The organism is Streptomyces echinatus, assembly GCF_014203595.1.
GTDB lineage: Bacteria > Actinomycetota > Actinomycetes > Streptomycetales > Streptomycetaceae > Streptomyces > Streptomyces echinatus.
The window spans coordinates 160,879-186,818 of the sequence record NZ_JACHJK010000012.1 but is presented as its reverse complement, the minus strand read 5'-3'; the positions used below and the strand labels follow the sequence as shown (position 1 = coordinate 186,818).

General features: G+C 69.5%; 25 protein-coding genes. 4 read left to right on the top strand and 21 right to left on the bottom strand.

What is annotated here, in order from left to right; genetic code table 11:
* Positions 1-6 precede the first annotated feature (6 nt).
* From tatA to FHS34_RS29680, 9 genes are all read right to left on the bottom strand, one after another.
* A complete protein-coding gene (gene tatA, locus FHS34_RS29720) occupies positions 7-291 on the bottom strand; it encodes a Sec-independent protein translocase subunit TatA (protein WP_184971035.1) in 285 nt (94 codons plus the stop codon).
* Positions 292-539: 248 nt separating this feature from the next.
* Positions 540-734 (bottom strand): hypothetical protein, encoded by a 195-nt coding sequence (locus tag FHS34_RS29715; protein ID WP_184971033.1) that lies wholly within the window; start codon positions 732-734, stop codon positions 540-542.
* A gap of 162 nt (positions 735-896) precedes the next feature.
* Complete coding sequence (locus tag FHS34_RS29710) at positions 897-1,157, bottom strand: hypothetical protein (protein WP_184971288.1); 261 nt, start codon at positions 1,155-1,157, stop codon at positions 897-899.
* 97 nt (positions 1,158-1,254) lie between these two features.
* Complete coding sequence (locus tag FHS34_RS29705; RefSeq protein WP_184971031.1) at positions 1,255-2,277, bottom strand: helix-turn-helix transcriptional regulator; 1,023 nt, start codon at positions 2,275-2,277, stop codon at positions 1,255-1,257.
* A gap of 15 nt (positions 2,278-2,292) precedes the next feature.
* The gene (locus tag FHS34_RS29700; RefSeq protein ID WP_184971028.1) at positions 2,293-3,270 is read right to left on the bottom strand and encodes a helix-turn-helix transcriptional regulator; all 978 of its coding nucleotides are present in this window, start codon (positions 3,268-3,270) and stop codon (positions 2,293-2,295) included.
* A 134-nt stretch (positions 3,271-3,404) separates the two neighbouring features.
* Positions 3,405-3,776 (bottom strand): FKBP-type peptidyl-prolyl cis-trans isomerase, encoded by a 372-nt coding sequence (locus tag FHS34_RS29695; protein ID WP_184971026.1) that lies wholly within the window; start codon positions 3,774-3,776, stop codon positions 3,405-3,407.
* An 85-nt stretch (positions 3,777-3,861) separates the two neighbouring features.
* Complete coding sequence (locus tag FHS34_RS29690; RefSeq protein ID WP_184971024.1) at positions 3,862-4,863, bottom strand: FKBP-type peptidyl-prolyl cis-trans isomerase; 1,002 nt, start codon at positions 4,861-4,863, stop codon at positions 3,862-3,864.
* Between the two features lie 143 nt (positions 4,864-5,006).
* Complete coding sequence (pafA, locus tag FHS34_RS29685; RefSeq protein WP_184971022.1) at positions 5,007-6,368, bottom strand: Pup--protein ligase; 1,362 nt, start codon at positions 6,366-6,368, stop codon at positions 5,007-5,009.
* Between the two features lie 9 nt (positions 6,369-6,377).
* The gene (locus FHS34_RS29680) at positions 6,378-7,637 is read right to left on the bottom strand and encodes an MFS transporter (protein ID WP_184971020.1); all 1,260 of its coding nucleotides are present in this window, start codon (positions 7,635-7,637) and stop codon (positions 6,378-6,380) included.
* Between the two features lie 138 nt (positions 7,638-7,775).
* Here FHS34_RS29680 and FHS34_RS29675 point away from each other — a divergent pair, with 138 nt between their 5' ends.
* Positions 7,776-8,795, top strand: coding sequence for a LacI family DNA-binding transcriptional regulator (locus FHS34_RS29675; RefSeq protein ID WP_184971018.1), 1,020 nt, complete (start codon positions 7,776-7,778; stop codon positions 8,793-8,795).
* 52 nt (positions 8,796-8,847) lie between these two features.
* On the opposite strand, the gene prcA is transcribed toward FHS34_RS29675, so the two are convergent.
* The 6 genes from prcA to arc all read right to left on the bottom strand — a co-directional run bounded on the left by prcA (position 8,848) and on the right by arc (position 15,001).
* Positions 8,848-9,585, bottom strand: a complete 738-nt coding sequence (gene prcA, locus FHS34_RS29670; RefSeq protein WP_184971016.1) for a proteasome subunit alpha — start codon at positions 9,583-9,585, stop codon at positions 8,848-8,850.
* Between the two features lie 61 nt (positions 9,586-9,646).
* The gene (gene prcB, locus FHS34_RS29665) at positions 9,647-10,492 is read right to left on the bottom strand and encodes a proteasome subunit beta (protein WP_184971014.1); all 846 of its coding nucleotides are present in this window, start codon (positions 10,490-10,492) and stop codon (positions 9,647-9,649) included.
* Entirely contained in the window at positions 10,444-11,049 is a 606-nt protein-coding gene (locus tag FHS34_RS29660) for an endonuclease VII domain-containing protein (protein ID WP_184971012.1), read from the bottom strand. Before FHS34_RS29660 ends, prcB begins: the two co-directional genes overlap by 49 nt.
* 49 nt (positions 11,050-11,098) lie before the next feature.
* Positions 11,099-11,317, bottom strand: a complete 219-nt coding sequence (locus FHS34_RS29655) for a ubiquitin-like protein Pup (protein ID WP_184971009.1) — start codon at positions 11,315-11,317, stop codon at positions 11,099-11,101.
* 173 nt (positions 11,318-11,490) lie between these two features.
* Positions 11,491-13,002 (bottom strand): depupylase/deamidase Dop, encoded by a 1,512-nt coding sequence (gene dop, locus FHS34_RS29650; RefSeq protein ID WP_372478606.1) that lies wholly within the window; start codon positions 13,000-13,002, stop codon positions 11,491-11,493.
* 232 nt (positions 13,003-13,234) lie between these two features.
* Positions 13,235-15,001 carry a proteasome ATPase gene (gene arc / locus FHS34_RS29645; protein ID WP_184971007.1) on the bottom strand — a complete coding sequence of 589 codons (1,767 nt, stop codon included), beginning with the start codon at positions 14,999-15,001 and terminating at the stop codon, positions 13,235-13,237.
* 521 nt (positions 15,002-15,522) lie between these two features.
* On the opposite strand from arc, the gene FHS34_RS29640 reads away from it, so the two are divergent.
* Positions 15,523-15,825 carry a ferredoxin gene (locus tag FHS34_RS29640; RefSeq protein ID WP_184971005.1) on the top strand — a complete coding sequence of 101 codons (303 nt, stop codon included), beginning with the start codon at positions 15,523-15,525 and terminating at the stop codon, positions 15,823-15,825.
* Positions 15,826-15,832: 7 nt separating this feature from the next.
* Here the strand turns inward: FHS34_RS29640 and FHS34_RS29635 are convergent, their stop codons facing one another.
* From FHS34_RS29635 to FHS34_RS29625, 3 genes are all read right to left on the bottom strand, one after another.
* The gene (locus FHS34_RS29635) at positions 15,833-16,411 is read right to left on the bottom strand and encodes a hypothetical protein (protein ID WP_184971003.1); all 579 of its coding nucleotides are present in this window, start codon (positions 16,409-16,411) and stop codon (positions 15,833-15,835) included.
* A gap of 250 nt (positions 16,412-16,661) precedes the next feature.
* On the bottom strand, positions 16,662-17,564 hold the full coding sequence (locus FHS34_RS29630) for a tRNA (adenine-N1)-methyltransferase (RefSeq protein ID WP_184971000.1): 903 nt from the start codon (positions 17,562-17,564) through the stop codon (positions 16,662-16,664).
* Positions 17,565-17,674: 110 nt separating this feature from the next.
* On the bottom strand, positions 17,675-19,309 hold the full coding sequence (locus FHS34_RS29625) for a site-2 protease family protein (protein ID WP_184970999.1): 1,635 nt from the start codon (positions 19,307-19,309) through the stop codon (positions 17,675-17,677).
* 178 nt (positions 19,310-19,487) lie between these two features.
* On the opposite strand from FHS34_RS29625, the gene FHS34_RS29620 reads away from it, so the two are divergent.
* Together FHS34_RS29620 and FHS34_RS29615 are read left to right on the top strand one after the other, a co-directional pair.
* A complete protein-coding gene (locus FHS34_RS29620; RefSeq protein WP_225817669.1) occupies positions 19,488-20,609 on the top strand; it encodes a RecB family exonuclease in 1,122 nt (373 codons plus the stop codon).
* Between the two features lie 53 nt (positions 20,610-20,662).
* The gene (locus tag FHS34_RS29615; protein ID WP_014671700.1) at positions 20,663-21,334 is read left to right on the top strand and encodes a response regulator; all 672 of its coding nucleotides are present in this window, start codon (positions 20,663-20,665) and stop codon (positions 21,332-21,334) included.
* Positions 21,335-21,414: 80 nt separating this feature from the next.
* Here FHS34_RS29615 and FHS34_RS29610 read toward each other — a convergent pair whose 3' ends face one another.
* The 3 genes from FHS34_RS29610 to FHS34_RS29600 form a co-directional block, all read right to left on the bottom strand.
* The gene (locus FHS34_RS29610) at positions 21,415-22,995 is read right to left on the bottom strand and encodes an ABC transporter substrate-binding protein (RefSeq protein WP_184970997.1); all 1,581 of its coding nucleotides are present in this window, start codon (positions 22,993-22,995) and stop codon (positions 21,415-21,417) included.
* A gap of 94 nt (positions 22,996-23,089) precedes the next feature.
* The gene (locus tag FHS34_RS29605; protein WP_184970995.1) at positions 23,090-24,694 is read right to left on the bottom strand and encodes an ABC transporter substrate-binding protein; all 1,605 of its coding nucleotides are present in this window, start codon (positions 24,692-24,694) and stop codon (positions 23,090-23,092) included.
* A 457-nt stretch (positions 24,695-25,151) separates the two neighbouring features.
* A complete protein-coding gene (locus tag FHS34_RS29600) occupies positions 25,152-25,853 on the bottom strand; it encodes an HAD family hydrolase (protein WP_184970993.1) in 702 nt (233 codons plus the stop codon).
* Positions 25,854-25,940 lie beyond the last annotated feature (87 nt).

Here is a 25,940-nt window from a genome sequence, read left to right as displayed (position 1 = left end):
CTCGCGTCAGCGCTGGGTCGTGTCCGTCGGCTCGTTGACCGGGCGGGAGCTGGTCACGTCGCCGGGCGCGGCCTGGATCGTGCGCTGAGCGGGAGCGGGCTCCTCGGCGGACTGGGGGGTGTCGGAGGACTGCTTGCCCTCCTCCTTCATCGCCTTCGCCTCGCTCTTCAGGATGCGGGCGGACTTGCCGAGCGAACGCGCCATGTCCGGCAGCTTCTTCGAGCCGAACACGAGGAGGATCACCACAACGAGGATCACAAGGTGCCACGGCTCAAGTCCGTTGCGGAACATAAATCTTCACCTTCTCACCGAGGCGGGTATGTCCGACAGGTCGGACACTCGTCCGAACGTCAGCTGGCTGCGATCGTAACGCCTGGGGGTGAACGCGGAACAATCCCCACACGTACTCCTGCTCTGCGGACCGCGCCTCGTTCCCGGGCCGCGACCAGCAGCGTACCTGGCCGTGCGGGCAAGGTAACAGGTCGAAGTGACCGACAGCGCACACGCACCCGGGCCGGGCAAGACGCCCGGGCCCCGGTTCACAGGGTGTCCACGGCGCGGGCCGCGCTCACCGTCGCCCGCTCCAGGTCCTCGGCGGCCCGGTTGATACGCCGCGCGGAGTCCGCGACCTGCTGCCCGAGGCGCCTCGCCTCCAGAAACACCCGGACGGCGAGCACCCCCAGGACGGCGAGACCCAGGAAACCCACGGCTACCGCGAACATCGGCCAGAACATGACGTCGAGACTAGACCGTCCGACGGCGCGTCCCGCAGCCGACCGCCCCGTGACGGGCGACCGCCGGACCCTGCCCGGTAACCACCCGGTCTGCGACGGGCAACCGGCGGTGCTGTCGCCGGTCCGTGGCGCGCCCGGCGGCTGCTCCGGGGCCGGCCCCCGCTACACCGTGGAGTGCAGCCGCAGGGTCCTGACCCCGCCGCCGGTCAGCAGCTCGACGATCCGCTCCCCGGCCGGCTTGCGCACCGCGACACCACAGTCGGGGCAGGTGAAGGAGTAGAACGTCGTCCGGCTGGTGGCGCCGATGGCGAGGCGCAACGCGCTCGCGGCGAGTTCGAAACGGCCCCGGCAGTCCGGGCAGCCGGCCCGGAACACCACCGGGACCACTCTCCGCATCCCGGCGAAGGCGGTCGCCGCCGTCATCTCAGCCGTACCGGACTCCGGAGACTCGCTCACAGCCCTCGCTCCTCTTCCTCTGGTCGCCTCGGTCGTCCGCCCCTCGGGGCGCCACGGCCTCGGCTCACACAGACCCTTCGTCCCGGCCGCCGGCGGGCACCGCACCCGGACCGTCGTACGCCGCCAGGGCCTCGGCCGCCGCCCGGCGCGCGCTCTCGGCCAGCTCCGGCGGCGAGACGATCCGGCCGTCACGGCCGAGCCGGAGCGCCAGCCGGCGCAGGGAAGCCGGATCGGGGGTGCGCAGAGTGATACGCAGCCCGCCGTCGGGAAGCTCATCGGCGCTGTCGTGCGGGTAGTACTCGGCGACCCAGCGGCCGCCGGGCCCGACCTCGACCACGACCTCCGGATCCTCGGCGGCCGGCTGCACCAGGGCCTCCGACAGATCGCGCAGCTCGATCTCGGGCGGAGCCGACGGCTCGTCCAGAATCCTGATCTCGGCCACCCGGTCGAGCCGGAAGGTGCGCCGGGCCTCGGAGCGGCGGCACCAGGCCTCCACATAGGTGTGGCCCACGCTGACCAGCCGGATCGGGTCGATCTCGCGCTCGGTGACCTCGTCCCGGGCCGGGGAGTAGTAGCGGATCCACAGCCGGCGGCGCTCGGAGATCGCCCGGTCCACGTCGGCGAAGACACCGCCCTCGGACTCGAAGGTCACCGACAGACGCGAGCTGGCACCGGCGGCCTCGCCGGCCGCCGTCTCCACCTTGGCGGTGGCCCGCAGCAGCGCCTGACGGTCCCCCTCCCGCAGACCGGGCAGCGTCGACACCGCCCGGGCGGCGACCAGCAGCGCGGTGGCCTCGTCGGCGGCGAGCCGGAGCGGTTCGGCCGCCTCCTCACCGAGCGCGGCCGGGTTGTGCCACCAGATGCGCTCACCGTCGGTGTCGATGTCCAGCAGATCCCCGCCGCGGAAGCTGGTGCCGCACATGGGCAGCAGATCCAGGTCGGCGACCAGCTCGTCCTCGCTGATGCCGAAGGCCCGGGCGACATCCGCGATCCGGGCGCCGGGGCGCTCCCGCAGATACGTCACCAGGGAGAGCATCCGCCGGGTCTGGTCGATGGCGTTGACCGTCCTGGCCGGTTTGCCTGCCACAGTCCTGCTCCCCCCTCAGCCCTTGGCCACGGCACGCAGCCGGTCCACCACGTCCGCCCGCAGCTCTGCGGGCTCCACCACCACCACGTCCGGCCCGAACTCCACCAGCCACGCGTCCAGACCGTGCCCGTACGGAATCTCCAACTCGTCCCAGCCGTCACCGAGTTCCCTGACCTCCGTGGCTTTCGCCCGAAGGGGGTAACCGGCGCCGGAACGCAGCCGGATCAGCGCCGAGCGGTCGGCCACCTCGCCGGCCCAGCTCGCGACGGTCTCGCGCACGGTCACCACGTCCGGGACAGGCGCGCTGAAGCCCGTCCCGCGCGACCGGACCCTGCCCGTGATCCGGGACAGCCGGAACACCCGCTCGGCCCCCCGGTCGCGGTCGAAACCGGCCAGGTACCAGTGGCCGCGCCAGCACTCCAGCGCCCACGGCTCGACATGCCGGGGCTCGGGGTGCACCGCGGAGGCCTTGCGGTACTCGAAGACGACCGGCCGACGGTCGCGACAGGCCAGCATCAACGGCTCGAAGGCGGCCTCGTGCACCGGGATGCGCGGCTCCAGCGCGCCGTGCGCCTCGTACGGGTCGACGTCCTCGGGCAGCCCGGCCGCGCGCAGCTTCTGCAGGGCACCGCTGGCCGCCCCGGCCAGCCGCGCCTGCTGCCAGACCTTGGCGGCCAGGCCCAGCGCGGCGGCCTCCTCGGCGTCCAGGGTGATGGGAGGCAGACGGTTGCTGTCACGGCGGGCGAGGTAACCGACCTCGCCCTCGATGTTCTCCACGGTCTCGATGACCAGGCCCAGCTCGCGCAGGTCGTCCTTGTCCCGCTCGAACATCCGGTTGAAGGAGTCGTCGGAGCCCGCCGCGCCGTTGTCCGGCCTGGCCGCCTCGACGTATGCCTCAATGGAATCGCGCAGCTCGCGCTTGCTGAGCGGCCGGCGAGTGCCGAGCAGACACAGCGCGAGGTTCATCAGCCGCTCGGCCTTGGCAATGGCCATCGACGCCCTTCGCCTTCCCTCTGGTGCTTACGACCGACGACCGTACCGCTCCGGCACGCGGTCACAAAGCCGAGGGCCCATGCCGAGCAGGCATGGGCCCCAGGTGATCGGATCCGGTCGGACCGGACCGCGGATCAGACGCCGAGGAGATCCACCACGAAGATGAGGGTCTCGCCGGCCTTGATCGCCGGAGTCGGGCTCTGGTTCCCGTAGGCGAGGTGGGCCGGGATGGTCAGCTGGCGACGGCCACCGACCTTCATGCCCTGCACACCCAGGTCCCAGCCCTTGATGACCCGGCCGCCGCCCAGCGGGAAGCGGAACGGAGCGCCACGGTTCCAGCTGGCGTCGAACTCCTCACCGGTGCTGAAGGACACGCCCACGTAGTGCACGGTGACCGTCTGGCCCGCCTCGGCGACCGGCCCGTCACCCTCCCAGATGTCCTTGATCTCAAGGTCGGCAGGGGGGTTGCCCTCCGGGAAGTCGATCTCGGGCTTATCGATGCTCACGTCAAAAGCTCCTGCTTGTGTACGACACGAAACGCGGACAGTCTTTCATCTCCACGACCCTCCCGCCCGCTACGGGCACACCGCGTCACATCGCGGCGAGGATGTCCACCGTGAACACCAGCGTGGAGCCCTTCTTGACGGGCCCGCCGCTCGGCGGGTTGTCCCCGTACCCCAGCTCCGGCGGGATGACGAGCAGAACCCTGCTGCCCACCTTCTTGCCGGTCAGCCCCTGGGCGAGACCCTTCACCGCCTCCTTCATCTGCTCCAGCGAGAACTGGCTGAGCCGGCCCGAACCGTACGTCCGCTGAAACGTCTTGCCACCGTCCCAGACCAGACCCTGGAACTGACACAGGACCGCCTGGTCCGCCTTCAGCTCGGGACCGTCGCCCTCCAGGACGTACTCCGACACCAGCTTCTTCGGCGGGTCCGTCTTCGGAATCGTCACCTTGGGCACCGATCCGTCGGTGTTGGTGCCCACCTTCGGCAGCGCGGCGTCGTCCTGCGGCACCGGCGTGCCCTTGGCGGAACTCTTGGAGTTGAACGCCTCGATCAGGTCGATCACGAACACCAGCGTGTCGGTGCCCTTGATCCCCGCCTGCGCATTGCCCCCCTTGCCGTACCCCAGGTCCGGCGGCACCGAGATCTCGAGCCGGCTGCCCGTCTTCCTGCCCTGCAGGGCATACAGCCAGCCGTCGATGAGGCTGCCCCGCGCGAGCTGCATGACCAGCGGACGCTTACGGTCGTAGGAGTTGTCGAAGACCTTGCCCGAGTCCCAGATCTGGCCCAGATAGTCCGCCCGGATGAAGTCGTTCTCCGCGACCGTCCGGCCACTGCCCGCGATCACCGTCCGCACCGCGAGGAACTTCGACGGATCACCCGACCCCTTGGCCACCGTCGGCTTCTCACCGAACTCCTTGCCCGCCGTGATCCCCGGCAGCGGCCCGTCCACGATCTTGGGCGGGGGCGCGGAGGACACCGAGGGCGACGGTGAGGCGCTCTTGCTGGAGTCGGACTTGTCGTCACCGCACCCGGCGAGCGTGACCAGTCCTGCGGGAACGGCGGCGAGGAGAAGTGAGCGTCGGCGCACGGAAGAGCCTCGTAATCGGTCGATCTTGCGGATGGCGTGCGCGCAACTCTACGACCTGAGACGGGCGCCGTACGGGAAACGTACGGCGCCCGTGTGGCGTTCGGGCAGTTCGCCGCCCGACCGCTTGACTCACCCGCTTTCCGCTACATTCCGGCGATCAGCTTCTCCACCCGGTCGTCCACCGAACGGAACGGGTCCTTGCACAGCACGGTGCGCTGCGCCTGGTCGTTGAGCTTCAGGTGCACCCAGTCGACCGTGAAATCCCTGCGCTGTTCCTGCGCCCGCCGGATGAAGTCACCACGCAACCGCGCCCGAGTCGTCTGCGGAGGAACCGACTTGCCCTCGAAGATCTTCAAGTCGTTGCAGATACGCGTGGCTTGCCCCTTCTTCTCCAGCAGGTAGTACAGACCACGACGACGGTGGATGTCGTGGTACGCGAGGTCTATCTGAGCGACCCGCGGATGCGACATCGTCATGTTGTGCTTCGCCCGGTACCGCTCGATGAGCTTGTACTTCATCACCCAGTCGATCTCGGTCTCGATGCGGTCCAGTTCCTCGTTCTCGATCGCCTCGAGCGTACGGCCCCACAGGTCCAGGACCTGCGCGACCGTACCCGTACGGATACCCCGGCGCTCGCAGAAGTCCAGCGCCTTGTCGAAGTACTCGCGCTGCACCTCCAGCGCGGACGCCTCCCGCCCACTGGCCAGCCGCACCTTGCGCCGGCCGGTGATGTCGTGACTCACCTCCCGGATCGCCCGGATCGGGTTCTCCAGGGTCAGGTCACGCATCACGGTGCCCGCCTCGATCATCCGCAGCACCAGGTCGGTGGCACCGACCTTCAGCAGCATCGTCGTCTCGGACATGTTCGAGTCACCGACGATGACGTGCAGCCGGCGGTAACGCTCGGCATCCGCGTGCGGCTCGTCCCGGGTGTTGATGATGGGCCGGGACCGGGTCGTCGCCGAGGAGACGCCCTCCCAGATGTGCTCGGCACGCTGACTCACGCAGTACACGGCCCCACGCGGCGTCTGCAGCACCTTCCCGGCACCGCACAACAGCTGCCGGGTCACCAGGAACGGAATGAGGATGTCCGCGAGCCGCGAGAACTCCCCGTGCCGCGCCACCAGGTAGTTCTCGTGGCACCCGTAGGAGTTCCCCGCCGAGTCGGTGTTGTTCTTGAAGAGGTAGACGTCGCCTGCGATTCCCTCCTCGTGCAGGCGTCGTTCCGCGTCCACCAGGAGTCCCTCGAGAATGCGCTCGCCGGCCTTGTCGTGGGTGACCAGTTCGGTCACGTTGTCACACTCGGGTGTCGCGTATTCCGGATGTGAGCCCACGTCGAGATAGAGCCGGGCGCCGTTTCGCAGAAAGACATTGCTGCTGCGGCCCCATGACACGACACGGCGGAAGAGGTACCGCGCCACCTCGTCAGGAGACAGGCGCCGCTGTCCCCTGAACGTGCACGTGACGCCGTACTCGTTCTCCAGCCCGAAAATGCGGCGGTCCATGAGGGAACATTACGCCCGATCCCCCGAGCTGAAACGGGGTTCGACAGCACGATTTGGATCATTTTCCGATGAAGCCGCAACGACCCCGCCCCGCGCGGGAGCTGCGAGGACCCCTCCGGTGGCGACCAGGACCAGCAACGACACGGCCCCCGCCACACCCGGCAGCACGAATCCCCACACCGTCCCACCGGCCTGGACCACCGGCCCCGCCAGGCCCGTTCCCACCGAAGCGCCCACGGTGAACGTCGTCACCAGCCAGGAGAACGCCTCGGTGACGGTCCCGCTCGGCGCGTGCCGGTCGACGATGATGAACGCACACGCGATGCAGGGCGCAAGGAACACCCCGGACACCACACTCAGCAGCACCATGGGGACCACGCCCGGCGTCAGCACGAGCGGCAGGTAACACACCGCCAGAAGAGCCGTCAGCACCCGCAGTCGCCGCTCCGGCGAACCCGCCCACCGGCGCGCCCCGTACACGGAGCCGCCGGCCAGCGCCCCCAGCCCCAGCCCGGCCATCAGCCAGCCGTACACCGCGTCACCACCGTGCCCGTCCGCGTACGACACCGCCGCCACCGTGATGGAACCCAGCGCGATACCGACGAACAGGAACGCGGCGAGCAGCGCGAGCAGCCCCGGCGAGCGCAGCGCACCCAGCCAGTGCGCCTCGCGCGGCGCCGACCGCCACGCGCGCGACGGCGGCGAGACGACCACCGACAGCGCGCCGAGCACCCCCAGGACGCTCAGCACCAGCAGAGCCGCACGCTCGTCCCACACCGACACGCACAGGGTCACCAGCAGCGGCCCCACGGTGAACATGATCTCCTGCGCGATCGCGTCCATGGCGTACGCGGTGTGCACCTGCTCCTCACGGCGCAGCACGGACGGCCACAGCGCGCGCAGCCCGCCCTCCAGCGGCGGCGTGAACAGACCGGCCGCCGCGACCGCCGCGTAGGCCAGCGGCAGCGGATCGGTGCCCGACAGCGCGAACAGCGACATGGCCAGGGCCGCGAGGACGGCCGCGGGCAGCTGAACCCGCGGCTGCCCGTGCAGGTCCACGAGCCGGCCCAGCACCGGCTGACCGACCGCGTTGGCGACGCCGTACACCGCCGCCAGCGCACCGGCGAGGCTGTAGGTGCCGCCCTCCGCGCGCACGAAGAGCACCAGGGCGATGGCGGCGGTGGCATTGGGCAGCCGGCCCACCAGGGTGCCGGTGAGCAACCGGAGCGCGTGCCTCGCCCTCAGGATCTCCAGGTACCCCGTGGCCATGCCCGCCTCCAAGTGTTACGTATAACTTCCGCTCCCATACGTACCATGAGCGCTGTTCACACGTCCAGACGACCCACACCGGCCGACACGCCCGACACCCACCGGCCGACGACCACACCAAGAGGAGCACCCCCCACGGTGGCACGCAGCAGCACGCGCCCGACCAGCCGCGACGTCGCCCAGGCGGCCGGGGTCTCCCAGGCAGCCGTCTCCCTCGTCCTCGGCGACAAATGGCGCGGCCGGGTCTCCGAGACCACCGCCGAACGCGTCCGCGAAGCCGCCCGCGACCTCGGCTACCGCCCCAACCTCGCCGCCCGCAACCTCCGCCTCGGCCGCACCCGCACCGTCCTCCTCGTCGTCCCCGCCCTCACCACCGAATTCTTCGCCGGCGTCTACACCGGCGCCGCACGCGTCGCCGCCGCACACGGCTTCGGCGTCGTCCTCTACCCCTCCCCCGAAGGCATCGGCCCCGCCCGCGACCCCTTCGCCTCCGCCCAGGCCGCCCTCGACGGCGTCATCGCCTCCTCCATGGCCGCCGACGCCCTCACCGCCATCCGCGGCGACCAGCTCCCCCTCGTCATGCTCGACAGCGACCCCACCGGCAGCCTCGGCGCCGCCACCGTCAACCTCGACATCGCCGACGGCGTCCGCCAGGTCACCACCCACCTCCTCGGCCTCGGCCACCGCCGCATCCTCCACCTCGCCGCGGACGTGCCCTCCTGGACCTTCGAAGTACGCGCACGAGAACTCGCCGCACACATGGCCACCACCCCGGGCACCGAGATCCGCACCGCCCGCGCCCCCATCTCCATCGACGGCGCCCTGACCGCCACCGAAGCCGCACTCACCGCACCCGGCCCCCGCCCCACAGCCGTCGTCTGCGACGACGACAAACTCGCCGCCGGCGCCTACAAGGCCCTACGCCGACTCGGCCTGCGCATCCCCGACGACATCTCCGTCACCGGCCTCGACGACCTCGCCCTCGCCACCGCCATCGACCCCGAACTCACCACCGTACGACTCGACGCCGAGCTCTTCGGCGAACACGGCATGCACGCCCTCATGGCGGTCCTCGAAGGCCGCGAACCCGAAAACCGCGACATCCCCGTCGAACTCGTCGTCCGCGGCTCCACCGCCCCGCCACCCACCCCCGCATAAACACAGTGCCCCGACCGGAGAACCGGCCGGGGCACCACGGAACAGCGACGGATCACTCGTCCTCGGACGTCTCCGCCTCCGTACCCGCACCCTCCGCCTCCAGCAGACGGCCGAGCTGACGCCCCACGATCCGCTTGAACTTCCGCTTCTGCGGACGCGTACGGTCCAGCACGGCCACCTCCAGGCGCTCCGCGGGAATCTCCCGCTCACTGCCGTTGGTGTCCCGCGACAGAGCCTGCACAGCAAGCCTCAGCGCCTCCGCCAACGACATCCCGTCACGATGCCGCTGATCCAGGAAACTGCCGATCTGCTCCGCATTACCACCCACCGCGACCGAACCGTGCTCATCCACGATCGACCCGTCATGCGGCAGCCGGTAGATCTGGTCACCCTCCGGGGTCTCCCCCACCTCGGCCACCACCAGCTCCACCTCGTACGGCTTCTCGGCCGCCGAAGAGAAGATCGTGCCCAAGGTCTGCGCATACACGTTCGCCAGACCGCGCGCGGTCACATCATCCCGGTCGTACGTGTAACCCCGCAGGTCGGCATACCGCACACCACCGATGCGCAGATTCTCGTACTCGTTGTACTTACCGGCCGCCGCGAAGCCGATCCGGTCATAGATCTCGCTGAACTTGTGCAGCGCACGGGACGGGTTCTCACCGACGAACACGATGCCGTCGGCATACTGCAGCACGACCAGGCTGCGACCGCGCGCGATGCCCTTACGGGCATACTCCGCCCGGTCGGCCATCGCCTGCTGGGGTGAGACATAGAACGGCGTCGACACCGGTTATCCGTCCCTTTCTGTCATGGTCACTGGATCACCTCGATAAGAACCGCACCCGCGCTCAGAGCAGGGCGGCCTTCGGACCGTCCGGCTCCTCCAGGCGCTTCTGGAGCACCGAACGCGACAGCCCGGACGCCTCGTCCTCCGTCAGCCGGCGGAAACCGTCCTCGGTGATCACGGTGATGATCGGGTAGATCCGGCGGGCGACATCGGGACCACCGGTCGCCGAGTCGTCGTCAGCCGCGTCATACAGAGCCTGTACCACCAGTGTGGTCGCCTGCTCCTCGGTCAGATCGTCACGGAACAGCTTCTTCATCGCACCCCGGGCGAAGACCGACCCCGAACCCGTCGCCGCGAAGTTGTGCTCCTCCGAACGGCCACCCGTGACGTCGTACGAGAAGATGCGCCCCCGCTCCCGGTCCAGGTCGTACCCCGCGAACAGCGGCACCACCGCCAGACCCTGCATGGCCATGCCCAGATTGGAACGGATCATGGTCGACAGCCGGTTCGCCTTGCCCTCCAGCGACAGCTGAGCGCCCTCGACCTTCTCGAAGTGCTCCAGCTCCAGCTGGAAGAGCTTGACCATCTCCACGGCCAGACCCGCGGTGCCGGCGATACCCACCGCCGAGTACTCGTCCGCCGGGAACACCTTCTCGATGTCCCGCTGCGCGATGACATTGCCCATCGTGGCCCGGCGGTCACCGGCGAGCACGACACCACCGGGGAACGTCACGGCCACGATGGTCGTCCCGTGCGGCGCCTCCAGCACGCCCTGCGTGGGCGGCAGCTGCCGCTTGCCCGGCAGCAGCTCCGGCTGGTGCTCGGACAGGAAGTCCATGAAGGAGGAGGACCCCGGCGTCAGGAAGGCAGCTGGTAGACGCCCGGTGCCACGAGTGTTGGCTTCCACAGGTTTCCTTCCAGATAGGCAACAGCACGACGGCCAACGTCGGGGTCGTCCCTCAATTTGCCGATGGCCGAATTGCAGTTGAAGCACAGTACGCCACGGACCCTACCCGTCTTGTGGCAGTGATCCACATGCTCGGGCGGGCCGTCCAGACAGATGGCACAGAGCTCACGCTGAGACACGACCATCGCATCCCGCTCGGCCTCGGTCAGGCCGTAGCTGCGCCTCAGGTGGTTCGCGCGTCCCTCAGCGGCCCGGCACGCCTTGCAGCGCGTGGACAATCCGTCGGAAGCCGTGGCATTGCGATGCCACTCGCTGTGCGACTTGATATCACCGCACATCCGGCACAGCTTGTGACCGGCCGGCACTTCCACTCTTTCCCGTACGGGTTTGCCGATGGCCTCTCGGCGACGCCGGTAGTGCGCAGCGCTGTACTCCGCCACGCACTCCCGGCAGTGCACCTGGAGGCCATCGCGCCGATTTCTGTCCTTCGCGAATGCCGCGAGCGCCAGATCCCGTCCGCACTTCCGGCACTCCTTCGTGCCCGGTTCCTCAGCCACCCGTTTCCCCCGCCACCTTCACTTCGAAGGCAAACCGACTGATTGACCTTTACTCTCCGCCTTTTTGCACGAAGGAGCGCACGAAGTCCTCGGCGTTTTCCTCGAGTACGTCGTCGATCTCGTCCAGCACCGAGTCCACGTCGTCCGACAGCTTCTCGTGCCGTTCCTTCAGGTCCTCCGAGGCCTGCGCTTCCTGGGTCTGCTCCTCGACCTCTTCCGTCGAGTGCGTCGCCTTCTGCTGGCCGCCGCCGGTGTCCTTGGTTGCCATGTCCCTCACCCCGCTCAGATTCGCCTGCCGATCGGTGATGATCAGACCCTATAGTCCGGGTCCGACATCGGCCCCGCAGTTTCCACAACGTGCGGGGGCCATCTCGATGATTCCCGGACGGGGGGATTTCCACCCCGCCCGCCCGGGGCGGTACGAGTACCCGCTGATCGCGCTCAGCCGCCTGACAGGACCCTGACCAGGTCTTCCGCGGTGCGGCAGCGGTCGAGCAGCTCCTTGACGTGATTTCGCGTTCCGCGTAGCGGTTCCAGGGTTGGAACGCGCTGGAGGGAGTCCCGGCCGGGGAGGTCGAAGATGACCGAGTCCCAGCTGGCCGCGGCGACGTCGTCGGCGTACTGCTCCAGGCAGCGGCCGCGGAAGTAGGCGCGGGTGTCCTCCGGCGGCTTGGTGCGGGCCGTGTCGACCTCGGACTCGTCCAGGAGGCGTTTGATGCGTCCGCGGGCCACGAGGCGGTTGTAGAGGCCCTTCTCGGCGCGTACGTCGGCGTACTGGAGGTCGAGGAGGTGGAGCTTGGCGGCGTCCCAGTCGAGGCTGTCGCGGCGGCGGTAGCCCTCCATGAGCTCTCGTTTGACGACCCAGTCGAGTTCGCCGGCCAGGCTCATGGGGTCGTTCTCGAGCCGGGTGAGGGTGTCCTCCCAGCGGCTGAGGACGTCCCTGGTCTGGTCGTCGGCGTCGGCGCCGTGGCGTTCCTCGACGTACTTGCGGGCCAGTTCGAAGTACTCCATCTGGAGCTGGACCGCGGTGAGTGTGCGTCCGCTGCGCAGGGTGATCAGGCGCTTGAGGGAGGGGTCGTGGGAGACCTGGTGGAGGGTGCGTACGGGCTGGTCGACGGCCAGGTCGACGGCGATGAAGCCGTCTTCGATCATGGAGAGGACCAGGGCGGTGGTGCCGAGTTTGAGGTAGGTGGAGATCTCCGAGAGGTTCGCGTCGCCGATGATCACGTGCAGGCGGCGGTACTTCTCCGCGTCGGCGTGGGGTTCGTCGCGGGTGTTGATGATGGGGCGCTTGAGGGTGGTCTCCAGGCCGACCTCGACCTCGAAGTAGTCCGCGCGCTGGCTGAGCTGGAAGCCGTGCTCGTGGCCGTCCTGGCCGATGCCGACGCGGCCGGCGCCGGCGAAGACCTGGCGGGAGACGAAGAAGGGCGTGAGGTGGCGCACGATGTCGGAGAAGGGGGTCTCCCGCTTCATCAGGTAGTTCTCGTGCGTGCCGTAGCTGGCGCCCTTGTTGTCGGTGTTGTTCTTGTAGAGGTGGATGGGCTGGGCGCCGGGGAGCTGGGCGGCTCGTTCGGCGGCCTCGGCCATGATGCGTTCGCCGGCCTTGTCCCAGAGGACGGCGTCGCGGGGGTTGGTGACCTCGGGGGCGCTGTATTCGGGGTGGGCGTGGTCGACGTAGAGGCGTGCGCCGTTGGTCAGGATCACGTTGGCGAGGCCGATGTCCTCGTCGGTGAGCTGGCTGGCGTCGGCGGCTTCCCGGGCGAGGTCGAAGCCTCGCGCGTCCCGGAGCGGGTTCTCCTCCTCGAAGTCCCAGCGGGCCCGGCGGGCCCGGTGCATCGCCGCCGCGTAGGCGTTGACGATCTGGGACGAGGTGAGCATGGCATTGGCGTTGGGGTGGCCGGGGACGGAGATCCCGTACTCCGTCTCGATGCCCATTACTCGCCGTACGGTCATGCGGCCCTCCTTGCCCGGCGGCGCCCTCGGTCGTGGGCGCCGCTCAAGTACCGCTGGCGCTCCGGTGCGTGTGCGGTGCCCGTCCCCACACTGCGCGACTCGGCGGTAGGAACGAGCCTAGAACGCCTTTGCGCTGGTGGGGAGATCATTTGCGTCATTGGCTGCTCCGGTCGTGGCCGGAAAAACAGTCGGCTGCGGGTACCCGGTGAGGGCACCCGCAGCCGCCCTGCTTTTACAGGTACTGACCGGTGTTCGCCACCGTGTCGATGGAGCGTCCGGTGTCCGCGCCCTGCTTTCCGGTGATGAGGGTGCGGATGTAGACGATCCGTTCGCCCTTCTTTCCGGAGATGCGGGCCCAGTCGTCGGGGTTGGTGGTGTTGGGCAGGTCCTCGTTCTCCTTGAACTCGTCCACGCAGGCTTGGAGGAGGTGGGAGACGCGGAGGCCCTTCTGGGTCTTTTCGAGGAAGTCCTTGATCGCCATTTTCTTGGCGCGTCCGACGATGTTCTCGATCATGGCGCCGGAGTTGAAGTCCTTGAAGTAGAGGACTTCCTTGTCGCCGTTGGCGTAGGTGACTTCCAGGAAGCGGTTCTCCTCGGATTCGGCGTACATCTGCTCGACCGCCGTCTGGATCATGCTCTGGACGGTGGTGGCCTTGTCGCCGCCGTGTTCGCCGAGGTCGTCGGCGTGCAGGGGGAGGCGTTCGGTGAGGTACTTGCCGAAGATGTCCTTGGCCGCTTCCGCGTCCGGGCGCTCGATCTTGATCTTCACGTCGAGCCGGCCGGGGCGGAGGATGGCGGGGTCGATCATGTCCTCGCGGTTGGAGGCGCCGATGACGACCACGTTCTGGAGGCCTTCCACGCCGTCGATCTCGGCGAGGAGCTGGGGGACGATGGTGTTCTCCACGTCGGAGCTGACGCCGGAGCCGCGGGTGCGGAAGAGGGATTCCATCTCGTCGAAGAAGACGATGACGGGGGTGCCCTCGCTGGCTTTCTCGCGTGCGCGCTGGAAGACGAGGCGGATCTGCCGTTCGGTCTCGCCGACGTATTTGTTGAGGAGCTCGGGGCCCTTGATGTTGAGGAAGAAGCTCTTGCCGGCGGCTTGGCCGGTGACCTCGGCGACCTTTTTGGCGAGTGAGTTCGCGACGGCTTTGGCGATGAGTGTCTTGCCGCAGCCGGGGGGGCCGTAGAGCAGGACGCCCTTGGGCGGGCGGAGCTCGTGCTCGCGGAAGAGGTCGGGGTAGAGGTAGGGGAGCTCGACGGCGTCGCGGATGGCTTCGATCTGGTTGCCGAGGCCGCCGATCTGCTCGTAGCCGATGTCGGGGACTTCTTCGAGGACGAGCTCCTCGACCTCGCTCTTGGGCACGACTTCGTAGACGTAGCCGGAGCGGGGTTCGAGCAGGAGGGCGTCGCCGGGGCGGATGGTGACGTCCAGCAGCGGCTCGGCGAGCCGTACCACCCGTTCCTCGTCGGTGTGCCCCAGTACGAGGGCGCGCTCGCCGTCCTCGAGGATTTCCTTGAGGGTGACGATGTCGCCGACGCGCTCGAATTCCATGGCTTCGACCACGTTGAGCGCTTCGTTGAGCATGATTTCCTGGCCGCGCCGCAGGTCGTCGAGTTCGACGCCGGGGCTGACGTTCACGCGGAGTTTGCGGCCGCCGGTGAAGATGTCGGCGGTGCCGTCCTCGTTGGCTTGCAGGAAGACTCCGAAGCCGGCCGGTGGCTGGGCGAGCCGGTCGACTTCTTCTTTGAGGGCCACGATCTGGTCGCGGGCCTCGCGGAGTGTGTTGGCCAGTCGTTCGTTCTGGGCGGAGACGCCGGCCAGATTGGTCTGCAGCTCGACGATCCGCTCTTCGAGAATCCTCGTGTGGCGCGGAGAGTCGGCGAGCTTGCGGCGCAGGACGGCGATCTCCTGCTCAAGGTAGGCGATCTGCCCGGCCGGGTCGTCGGACCCGCGTCCCGGGCGGATGCCGCGGTTCATGTCGTCGTCGTGGGCTGCCACGGTCCTCACCTCCTCCAAGGGGAGCTGGACGCTTCCAGACCCTACCTGGGTGGGTGTCGATTGAAACCCCTAGATCACAAAGACTGTCAAGGTGTGTCGTCGGTCACCCGGTGCACACTGCCTCGCACGGAGGGGATACCCACTGAACGTGAGGGGAAAGCAGGTTGTTCCTTGCATGGCGTGGTCAAAACCCTCCGTGACTGGCCGGAGTTGTCCGCTGCGGACTGTTGGGGTCGTGTGCGGGCAGCGCGCAGCGCGCTCGGGCGTGCATCACGCAGAGCGACGGTTCGGGCGGATGGTGTCACTGCCGTGGCGGGGTGGGGTGGTCGACCCGGTCGCCGTGGCGGGTGTCTTCCGGTCCGGCGCTGGTACCCGAGGGGGCGGGGCGGGAAACCCCGGTCCGGTCGCCATGGGGGCGTGTGGCGGGCGGGGGTAGGGTCGGGGGTGTTCAACAGCCGCTGGAGCGGACCGGGCTGGCCGTGTCGGCGTCCGGGGGTTGCGGCGTAACGATGGCAGGAGAGGTGACCGTGCAGCAGGAGGCCCCGGGCGGGGAGGCGCTGGAGGTCTGGATCGACCAGGACCTGTGTACCGGCGACGGGATCTGCGCTCAGTACGCTCCGGAGGTGTTCGAGCTGGACATCGACGGGCTGGCCTATGTGAAGGGTGCGGACGACGAGCTGCTGCAGGCTCCGGGGGCTGTGACGCCGGTGCCGCTGCCGTTGCTGACGGATGTGGTGGATTCGGCGAAGGAGTGTCCGGGCGAGTGCATCCACGTGCGCCGGGTCGTGGACCAGGTGGAGGTGTACGGGCCCGGGGCGGAGTGAGCCGGGTTCAGACGCTGTGGGCCCCGGCCGGAGTGGAGCGGAGGAAGGCGTTGCCGTTCCACTGCCATGTGGCCGGGGTCTTCGTGTCGGGGCAGCAACTGGGCACGGTGTCCGAGGAGTAGCCGAGCAGGGTGGCGGAGACGGTGCGCCCGTGGACGGTGAAGTCGGTGACGGTGAGTCGTTCCCGGGGCTGGACGAGGGTGGCGATGACGCGGGGTGTGGCGCTGTCGGCGGAGCGGGTGAGGACGTAGAGGCCGTCGGGCGGGGTGCCCATGGGGGCGTCGCAGTGCACGACGGCGACGGTTTCCGGTCTGCCGTCGCCGTCCAGGTCTCCGGTGGCTTTTTTGACGACCAGCGCTTTGACGGGTCCGCATTGCAGGGGGAAGTCCACGCCGGTCGTGCTGGGTGGTGCGGCGGCGGGGGCGGGCCGGGTCTTGGTTCCGGTGGCGCTCTGGGCGGCGGTGGCCGATCCGGGCTGGATGACGGAGGTGAGGGCCACGACGCCGGCGACGGCGGTGGCGGTGGCGATCCAGTGGATGGGCCGGGTCTGGGTGTGGGCGAGCTCCGGAACGGCGGATTGCTGCACGAGGAGTGTCTCCTGTGAGGGCTGTGCCGGTGGGGTGGCCTGCATGGTGCCACACGTCACAGTGCGGGGGAACGGCGGGGTCCGGGATTGCCGCGGGTGGCGTGCCGGTGCGCGGGTTCGTGCGGGGCTCGGGGGTGCGGGTGGGGTGGGGGTGCTGGTGTGCGGTCAACGCGGGGGCGCCGTGGCCGAGTTCCCGTGGGTCGGGGGAACTCGGTCACGGCGCCCTGGCGTTGTGCGGGTGGGTGGCCGGTCAGCGGCCGGCGCCGCCGTCGGCGTTGGGGCCGGCGTAGTCCTCGCCGTAGGCGCCCTTGGCGGGGCGGCGGCGGCGCATGGGCGGTTCGACGCCGTCGGCGAGGCGGCGGGCGGTGAGCAGGAAGCCGGTGTGGCCGATCATGCGGTGGTCGGGGCGGACGGCCAGGCCCTCGATGTGCCAGTTGCGGATCATGGTCTCCCAGGCGGTCGGCTCGTTGAAGCAGCCGATTTCCCGGATGGACTCGACGGTCCGGGCGAGCTGGGTGGTGGTGGCCACGTAGCAGCAGAGGATGCCGCCGGGGACGAGTGCCTTGGAGACGGCTTCCAGGCATTCCCAGGGGGCGAGCATGTCGAGGATGACGCGGTCGACGTCGGTGTCGGACAGGTTGTCCTGGAGGTCGCCGACGGTGAGCTGCCAGGCGGGGTGGGGGCCGCCGAAGTAGCGTTCCACGTTCGCCTGCGCGATCTCGGCGAAGTCCTCGCGGCGCTCGTAGGAGTGCAGCATGCCCTGGTCGCCGATGGCGCGCAGCAGGAAGCTGCTGAGCGAGCCTGAGCCGACGCCGGCTTCGACGACGCGGGCGCCGGGGAAGATGTCGGCGAAGGCGAGGATCTGCCCCGCGTCCTTGGGGTAGACGACGGCTGCCCCGCGGGGCATGGACAGGACGTAGTCGGGGAGCAGGGGGCGCAGCGCGAGGTAGGCGACGTTGCCGGTGGTGCGGACAACGCTGCCCTCGGGAGCGCCGATCAGTTCGTCGTGCGGGAAGGAACCCTTGTGGGTGTGGAAGTTCTTCCCGGCTTCGAGCGTGAACGTGTAGTGGCGACCCTTGGGGTCGGTCAGCTGTACCTGGTCCCCGACCTTGAAGGGCCCGCGCCTGCGGGCGGCACCGGTCGGTTCGGACATGTGAACAGACTACCGGTTCCGTGGCGGCGGCTCGGCCACGCGTGGTGCGGGGTGGGCGGTGGGTGCGGGCCGTGGTGTGGCCGGTGCGGTTCCCCGGGGTTCGGGGGTGCTCATACCGGCCGTGCCATCGCCTTGACGAAGGCGCGTTCGACGTCGGCCGCGGACAGGACGCCGTAGATCTCGCCGGTCTCCTCGACGACGAGGTATTCGGTGGCCGGGGTGGCCCGCAGGACGTCGAGGAGTTCTTCTCCGGCGAGTTCGGCGGAGACCCGCATGCCGTCGGTGAGGTCCTGGGCGAGGCCGCTGACGGCGACCCAGGGGCGGCGGTGTTCGGGTACGCCGACGATGGCGGCCTCGCGGACGAGTGAGAGCGGGTTGCCGTCGGCGTCGACCACGACGAGGGCGCGGGCTCCGGCGGCGTTGGCGCGGCGGAGGGCTTCGGAGAGGGGGGTGTCGTTCTCGACGGGGACGGCGCGCCGGGTGAGGGTGCGGGCGCGCAGTTCGGGGAGGTGTTCGCGCAGTCGGGCCATGCGCAGGCTGTTGCCGGCGCCGGTCCAGATGATTCCGGCGAGGATGGCGGCGAGCAGGGCGTCGGTGACGGTGTCCATGCCGCCCCTGTCCTCGCTGCCGCCGCCGAGGGCGCCGGAGGAGTTGAGCAGGGGGAGGCCGATCAGGACGGCGATGGCGAGGGCGCGGCCGACCCAGGCGGCGGCGACGGTGCCGCTCATCGGTTTGCCGGTCAGTTTCCAGACGACGGCGCGGAGCATGCGGCCGCCGTCGAGGGGGAGGCCGGGGAGGAGGTTGAAGATCGCCACGATGAGGTTGGAGACCATGAGGCCGGCGAGCAGGACTCCGGGCACGGTGCCGGGTTCGACGGGTTTCATGGCGAGGTAGAACAGGCCGGCCAGGACGAGGGAGAGCAGGGGGCCGACGAAGGCCAGGACGAATTCGCGGCCGGGGGTCTCGGCCTCTTTCTCGATCTCCGAGACGCCGCCGAAGAACTGCAGCTGGATGCGGCGGACGGGGAGCTTGAAGCGGATCGCGGCGACGGTGTGGGCCAGTTCGTGGACGAGTACGGAGGCGTAGAAGGCGACCGCGAAGAAGAGGGAGACCAGGTAGCGGGCGGCGCCCAGCTCGGGCAGCACGCGGTCGAGCTGTCCGCCGAAGACCCAGGTGATCAGGGCGGCGACGAGGAACCAGCTCGGTGCGACGTAGACGGGTACGCCGAAGGGGCGGCCCATGAGGATGCCGCCGCCGGGTTCCTTGGGCCGGGGCTCGGGCGGGCGGCCCTTGGCGATCCCGGAGTGTGCGAGGGTCCGGTGGTCGTGGGCGCTGCCGGGTGCCCGGTGGCCGGGTTCGCCGGGGCCGGGGACCGCGCCGGGGGCTTCGTGGTCCGGGTCGGCGGGGGTGGGGGGCGTGCCGGTGGCGGGGGCTGGGTCCGGGGCCGGGCGGGTCGCCGCCGGGGCCGGTCCCCCGGCCGGGCCCTCAGCCCTGCCCGCGGGCTCGTCCTCGGGCTTGTCCGTGGCCTTGTCCTCGGAGTCGGGCTCGGTTTCGTCTGCCGGCTTGTCCGCGGGCTCGTTCTCCGCTCGGGCCGTGGGAGGGGCGGGCTGTCGGGGGGCCGCGGGTTGGGGCTCGGGGCCGGAGCGGTCGGTGGGTCCGGTCGCCGGGGCCGTTGGGTCCGCGGGGTGCTCGGCCGGCTCGTCGTTGCCGGACCGCGGCTGCCCGCTCCCGCCGCTCACGTCCACGGTGTCCCCTCGTTCGAAGCGTCTTCCGCACCTGCCGGACGGAAGGGTCTCTGGTCGATGGTATGCGGCCGTGGTGGCACGTTTCGCCCCGGCACCCCTTGTGTTTGCCCCGATGACGCACGGGTGACGCGGGCGGCGACTGGGTCACTGTCAGTGGTGGGCCGTAAGGTCTGTGGACATGGACAGCAGCATCGACGAGGCGGCGGCCCTGCCGGACGGCGAAGACGGGGCGGCGGCCGGTCCGGCGAGCGGCGCCCTCGGCGGCGGCGACCCGGAGGCGGCGCCCCCGGTCCCGGGCGGCGGCCCCGTCCCGGACGCCGGCCCGGAGACTTCCGGAGCCACGGAGACGCCCGGTGCGGCGGAGACCAGTGGTGCCACGGAAACCAGTGGTGCAGAGGAGACCAGTGGTGCCGGGGTGACGAGTGGGGGCTCTGGGACAGGTGGTGCCGGCGGGGCCGCCGAGGTGCGGGGGGCGATCGCGCCGACCTCGCTGTCGCCGTCGCGGGCCAGTGACTTCATGCAGTGTCCGCTGCTGTACCGGTTCCGGGTGATCGACCGGCTGCCGGAGAAGCCGAGCGAGGCGGCGACGCGGGGCACTCTGGTGCACGCGGTGCTGGAGCGGCTGTTCGACGCGCCCGCCGGGGAGCGGACCGCGCCCCGGGCGAAGGCGCTGATCCCGGGGCAGTGGGACCGGCTGCGGGAGAGCCGTCCGGAGGTGACCGAGCTGTTCGCCGACGATCCGGACGGGGCGCGGCTGGCCGGGTGGCTCGCCGAGGCGGAGCGGCTCGTGGAGCGCTGGTTCACGCTGGAGGACCCGACGCGGCTGGAGCCGGCCGAGCGGGAGCTGTTCGTGGAGGCGGAGCTGGAGTCGGGGCTGCGGCTGCGCGGGATCATCGACCGGGTGGACGTGGCGCCGACCGGCGAGGTGCGGATCGTCGACTACAAGACGGGCAAGGCGCCGCGCCCGGAGTACGCCGAGGGCGCGCTGTTCCAGATGAAGTTCTACGCGCTGGTCGTGTGGCGGCTGAAGCGGGTGGTGCCGCGCCGGCTGCAGCTGGTGTATCTCGGCAGTGGGGATGTGCTGACGTACGACCCGGTCCTGGCCGATCTGGAGCGGGTGGAGCGCAAGCTGCACGCGCTGTGGGAGGCCATCCGGCAGGCCACGGAGAGCGGGAACTGGCGTCCCCGGCCGACCAAGCTGTGCGGCTGGTGCGACCATCAGGCGCACTGCCCGGAGTTCGGTGGTACTCCCCCGCCCTATCCGCTGCCGGTCGGTGGCCTCGGGTCCGGGACGGTGTGAAGCGTCGAACCCGCGCAGGGCAGAATGGGGCCGGACTAGCGAAGGAGTGTCACGTGGCCATCCGCGTCCTACTGGTCGACGACCAGCCCCTGCTGCGTACGGGTTTCCGGATGATCCTGGAGGCCGAGCAGGACATCGCTGTCGTGGGCGAGGCCGGTGACGGCCTGCAGGCCCTCGACCAGGTGCGAGCCCTGCAGCCGGATGTCGTGCTCATGGACATCCGGATGCCGAGGATGGACGGGGTGGAGGCCACCCGGCAGATCACCGGGCCCGGGCGGGACGGTCCGGCGAAGGTGCTGGTGCTGACCACGTTCGATCTGGACGAGTACGTGGTGGAGGCGCTGCGCGCCGGTGCCAGTGGTTTTCTGCTCAAGGACGCTCCCGCCAATGAGCTGGTGCAGGCGATCCGGGTGGTGGCGGCCGGCGAGGCGATGCTCGCGCCGAGCATCACGCGGCGGCTGCTGGACAAGTACGCCACGCATCTGCCGTCGGGTGAGGAGCCGGTGCCGGACACCCTGCACACCCTCACCGACCGTGAGGTGGAGGTGCTGAAGCTGGTGGCGCGCGGGCTGTCCAACGCGGAGATCGCGGCCGATCTGTTCGTCAGTGAGACGACGGTGAAGACGCATGTGGGGCATGTGCTCACCAAGCTGGGGCTCCGGGACCGGGTGCAGGCGGCCGTGTACGCGTACGAGAGCGGTCTGGTGCGTCCCGGCGCGCAGTAGCCGGCCGGGCGGCGCGAAGGCCGTACGACGGCGGAGGGCGCCCTTCCCTTGCGGGAAGGGCGCCCTCGTCACAGCCGGTGTCAGCTCTTGCTGAGTTCCCAGAACCGGAAGACCGTGGAGGCGTCCAGGCAGTACTCCAGGCCGTACACGCCGTCGCGGGCGACCGCGTACTGCTTGGCCTGCCACACCGGCAGGACGGGCAGCTCGTCGGCGACGATGTCCTGGAGCTTGCCGAACTCCCTGTCGGTCGCGGCGCGGTCGCTCTGCGCGGCGGTCTCGGGGATGAGGGTGCCGGTGATGGTGCGGTTGCTGTAGTTGTTGTCCAGCACGTTGCCCTTGCCGAAGAAGGGGGCCGTGAAGTTGTCGGCGTCCGGGTAGTCGGGGACCCAGCCCTTGACGTAGACGCCGTACTTGCCGGCGGCGATGTCCTTCTCGTACTGGTCGAAGGCGACGGACTTGACGTCGGCGTCGAACAGGCCGCTGGCGTTGAGCTGGCCGGCGATGGCCTTCAGTTCCTCGTCGGTGGCGGGGCCGTAGCGGGACGGCGTGGACCACAGGGTGAGCTTGACCTTGTCGGTGATGCCGTCGGCGTGGAGCGCGGCGGCGGCCTTGGCCTGGGAGGGCCGGGCGCCGTAGGTGTCGAAGAAGGCGGTGTTGTGGCCCGCGATGCCCGCCGGGATGATCGAGTACAGCGGGGTGGCGGTGCCCTCGTAGACGTCCTTCATGAGGGCGTCGCGGTCGATGAGGTACGCGATGGCCTTGCGGACGCCGAGCTTGCCGGCCACCGGGTCCTTCATGTTGAAGACCAGGTGCTGGACCTCGGCGCTGGTGCCCTCGGTGACGTCGACGCCCTTGCTGTCGTCCTGCTGGTCGAGTTGGGCGATGTCGGCGGCGGTCAGGCCTCGGTAGGCGATGTCGATGCCGCCGTCGAGGAGGGCCTGCTTCAGGGCGGTGCGGTCGCCGTGGAAGAACTTCAGGGTGACGCCGGAGTTCTTGGCCTTGACGGTGCCCGTGTAGTTGCCGTTGACGGAGAAGACCGCCTGGTCCTCGTCGAGGGAGTCCAGTTCGTAGGGGCCCGAGCCGACGGCCTGGTGGTCGGTGCGCAGGCCGTTCGCGTCGTACTGGCGGTGGTCCACGATGGAGCCGGCGCCGGAGGCGATCTTGCTGGGGAAGGTGGCGTCGGGCACCTTCAGGTGGAAGACGGCCGTCTTCGCGTCCGGGGTCTCGACCTTGTCGAGCATCGGGAACATGATCGCGGGGCCGGCGGGGTCGTCGATCTTCAGCATGCGGTCGAAGGAGAACTTCACGTCCTCGGAGGTGAGGGCGTCACCGTTGCTGAACTTCAGGCCGTCCTTCAGCCGGCACTTGTAGACCATGGCCCGGGTGTCGGTGAAGCCGCACTGCTTCGCCAGTTCGGGCTGGGGTTCGGTGGCGCCCTTGGGGAAGCTGAGCAGGGACTGGAAGACGTTGTTGAACAACAGCCAGGAGCCGGGATCGTAGCCGGATGCCGGGTCCGTGGCGAGGACGTCGTCGGACATCCCCATCACCACGGAGGAGCCGGTGCCCCCGGTGTCACCGGTCTCTGATCCGCAGCCGGTCAACAGGCCGGAGGCCAGTCCCACCACGATGGGCAGGACTGGCCACTGGTTGCGCATGTTCACTTGCAGTGCCTTGTCGTCGGTTCGTCACCCCGGGGCCGACGTTCCGGCCCCGGGATCCGGGGCAGCCGTCCCTGGCCCCCGGATGAGAGAGCCGTCAGCCGCTCACACCGCGGCCGAGCTCCCACAGCTGGAGCGTCGAGGAGGAGTTGAGGGCGTAGGCCACGCCCGTGATGTCGTCCCGTGCGGCGACGTACTGCTTGCCCTGCCACAGCGGCAGCACCGGGACGTCCTCTGCGACGGTGTCCTGGATCTCGGTCAGGCTCTTGTCCGCGCTGAGCCGGTCCGCCTCGCGGCGGGACTGCGGGATCAGCGTGTGCTGGATGGTGCCGTTGGTGTACGGCGAGCCGAGGAAGTTGTTCTTGTCGAGGAAGGGCGCGATGAAGTTGTCGGCGTCGGGGAAGTCGGGGAACCAGCCCATGCCGTAGACGTCGTACTGGCCCTTCCGCTCGGCGGGCCGGAAGGCGGACCAGGGGTGGCCCTGGATGGAGGCGTCGAACAGGCCGCTGTCGTTGAGCTGCCGCTGCAGGATCTCGAACTCCTGCTTGGTGGCCGAGCCGTAGTGGTCGGTGGTGTAGTGCAGGGTCAGCTTCACCGGGGTGGTGATGCCGGCCTTGGCGAGCAGGGACTTGGCCTTGTCGACGCTGGGGTTGCCGTACTTGTTGAAGAACGAGTTGGAGTGGCCGGTGATGGTGGCCGGGACCAGCGAGTACAGCGGCTCGGCCTGGGTGCCGTAGACCTTGGAGACCAGTTCGCCGCGGTTGATGAGCTGGGCCATGGCCTGGCGTACGGCCTTGGTCTTGACGGTGGGGGCGTCGGTGTTGAAGGCCAGGTAGCGGATTTCCAGGCCCGGCATGTCGACCAGGTCGACCTTGTCGCCGCTGCCGGCGTCCAGCTTCTGGATCTGGGCGGGCGACATGGTGCGCGTCATCACGTCGATGTCGCCCTTGTCGACCGCGTCGCCCATGGCGTCGGCGTCGGCGAAGGCGCGCAGCTCCACCTTGTCGTTGTTGATCGTCGCGCTGCCCTTGTAGGAAGGGTTCTTGGTGAAGGTGGCGCTGACGACGGCGTCGTTCTTGACCTCGGCCTTGAAGGTGTAGGGGCCGGAGCCGTCGACGTCGAAGCCGTCGCGGAGCTTGTCCTTCTGGTAGTCCTTGGGGTTGACGATGCCCGCGACCGGAGTGGACAGCTTGTACGGGAAGGTGGCGTCGGCCGTCTTGAGGTGGAAGACGATCTCGCGGTCGCCCTGCGTCTCGATGGTGTCGATGGTGTTCAGCAGGGCGGAGACACCGCTGTCCGCGTTGATGTGCAGGGCACGCTCGATGGAGTACTTGACGTCCGCGGCGGTCACCGCGTCGCCGCTGGCGAACGTGAGGCCCTCGCGCAGCTTGCAGGCGTAGCGCTCGCTGCCGCTGTCGGTGAAGGAGCAGCTCTCGGCGGCGTCCGGGACCGGGGCGCCCTCGCCCTTGGGCTGCGCCATCAGGGTCTGCACGGACTGGCGCAGGATGTTCCAGGTGCCGACGTCGTAGGCGTAGGCCGGGTCGAGGGGCGCCGGGGCGTCGCTGGTGGCCGTGAACTGGTCCGTCGTACCGACGACGATGGCGTCACCGCTCTTGCTCCCGCTGTCGGCTCCGCCGCACGCGGCGAGAACCGGGGTGAGCAGGCCGGCCACCGCCGGCAGCACCAAAGTCTTGCGGTTCATGCGGGAGTTTCTCCAGAGCTGTTCGGGTCCCTGTATCCGGCATGCATGGGTGGTGCGGCGGACCGTGGGGGTTCTCGGCGATGTTCTCGCGATGAGATTAGTCCGCGCCCGCAGGGGGTTTCACAGCCGCGTGAGTTGATCCTCCATCACGCAGGGGAACCGGTCGTGGACGCACCGAATACCCGACAGCGGCAGGATTAGTGCAGCATCCCACCAATCGGGACACAAGGTCTTACGGAGACTCCCCGATCAAGGTCGTTCAGCACACTTTGCCAACGTTGTCGAGGTCGGTCCGCGTGGGGAACGTCACACTGCCAACTGTGTGGCCGGTCAGTGGAATTCAGCCGCGCCGCTCACGTCGAATTCCACCGGGGTGTACTTCCCCGTAAATATGTCCAGGGCGGTCGGTGCACAGTGCATCCGGGCTCTTCCGGCCGGGGACACCGCCCGTGACCGGCTAGCGCATTTCCGTCATCAGGCCGCGCAGAAATGCCAGGTCGACCTCCTCCAGGGAGGAGACGACGGTGCGGCCCAGGGCGGGGCCGATGGGGGCGACGGAGGGGACGGCCACCACGCGGCAGCCCGCGGCCTCGGCGGCGGCCACCCCGGTCGCGGTGTCCTCGACGACGGCGCATCTGGCCGGATCCGCGCCGAGTCCCGCGGCGGCGAGCAGATAGGGGTCCGGGAAGGGCTTGGTGCGGGAGACCTCGTCGCCGGCGATGGACAGGGCGAAGTGGTGCGGGCCCAGCACGGTCAGGACGCGGTCGATGATGCGCCGGTGGGAGGCGGAGACCAGGGCGGTGGGGATCTCGTACTCGGACAGCTCGGCGAGGAGGCGGGCGGCGCCCGGCATCAGGGGCAGGGTGCGGCCGATGCGGTCCTCGAACCCCTCGTTGAGCAGCACGCTGAGTTCGGCGAGGGTGATGTCGGCGCCGGTCGCCTCGATGAGGAAGCCGGCGCTGCGGGTCATGGGGCCGCCGACCACGACATGGCGCCAGGTCTCGTCCAGGGTGTGTCCGAGGGAGGCGAAGACCTCCACCTCGACGTCCCACCAGAAGCCTTCGGTGTCCACCAGGGTGCCGTCCATGTCGAGGAGCACCGCCTGCAGGGCGGAGCCTTCGGCCGTGCGGGTTCCTAGCGCGGGGACCGTACTGGTCATCCGGGCGCACCTCCTCGGGGGACGACCAGGCCGGTTCCCGGGCTGGGAACCGGCCTGCAGTGGACCGACCAGTGTACGTCCTATCCG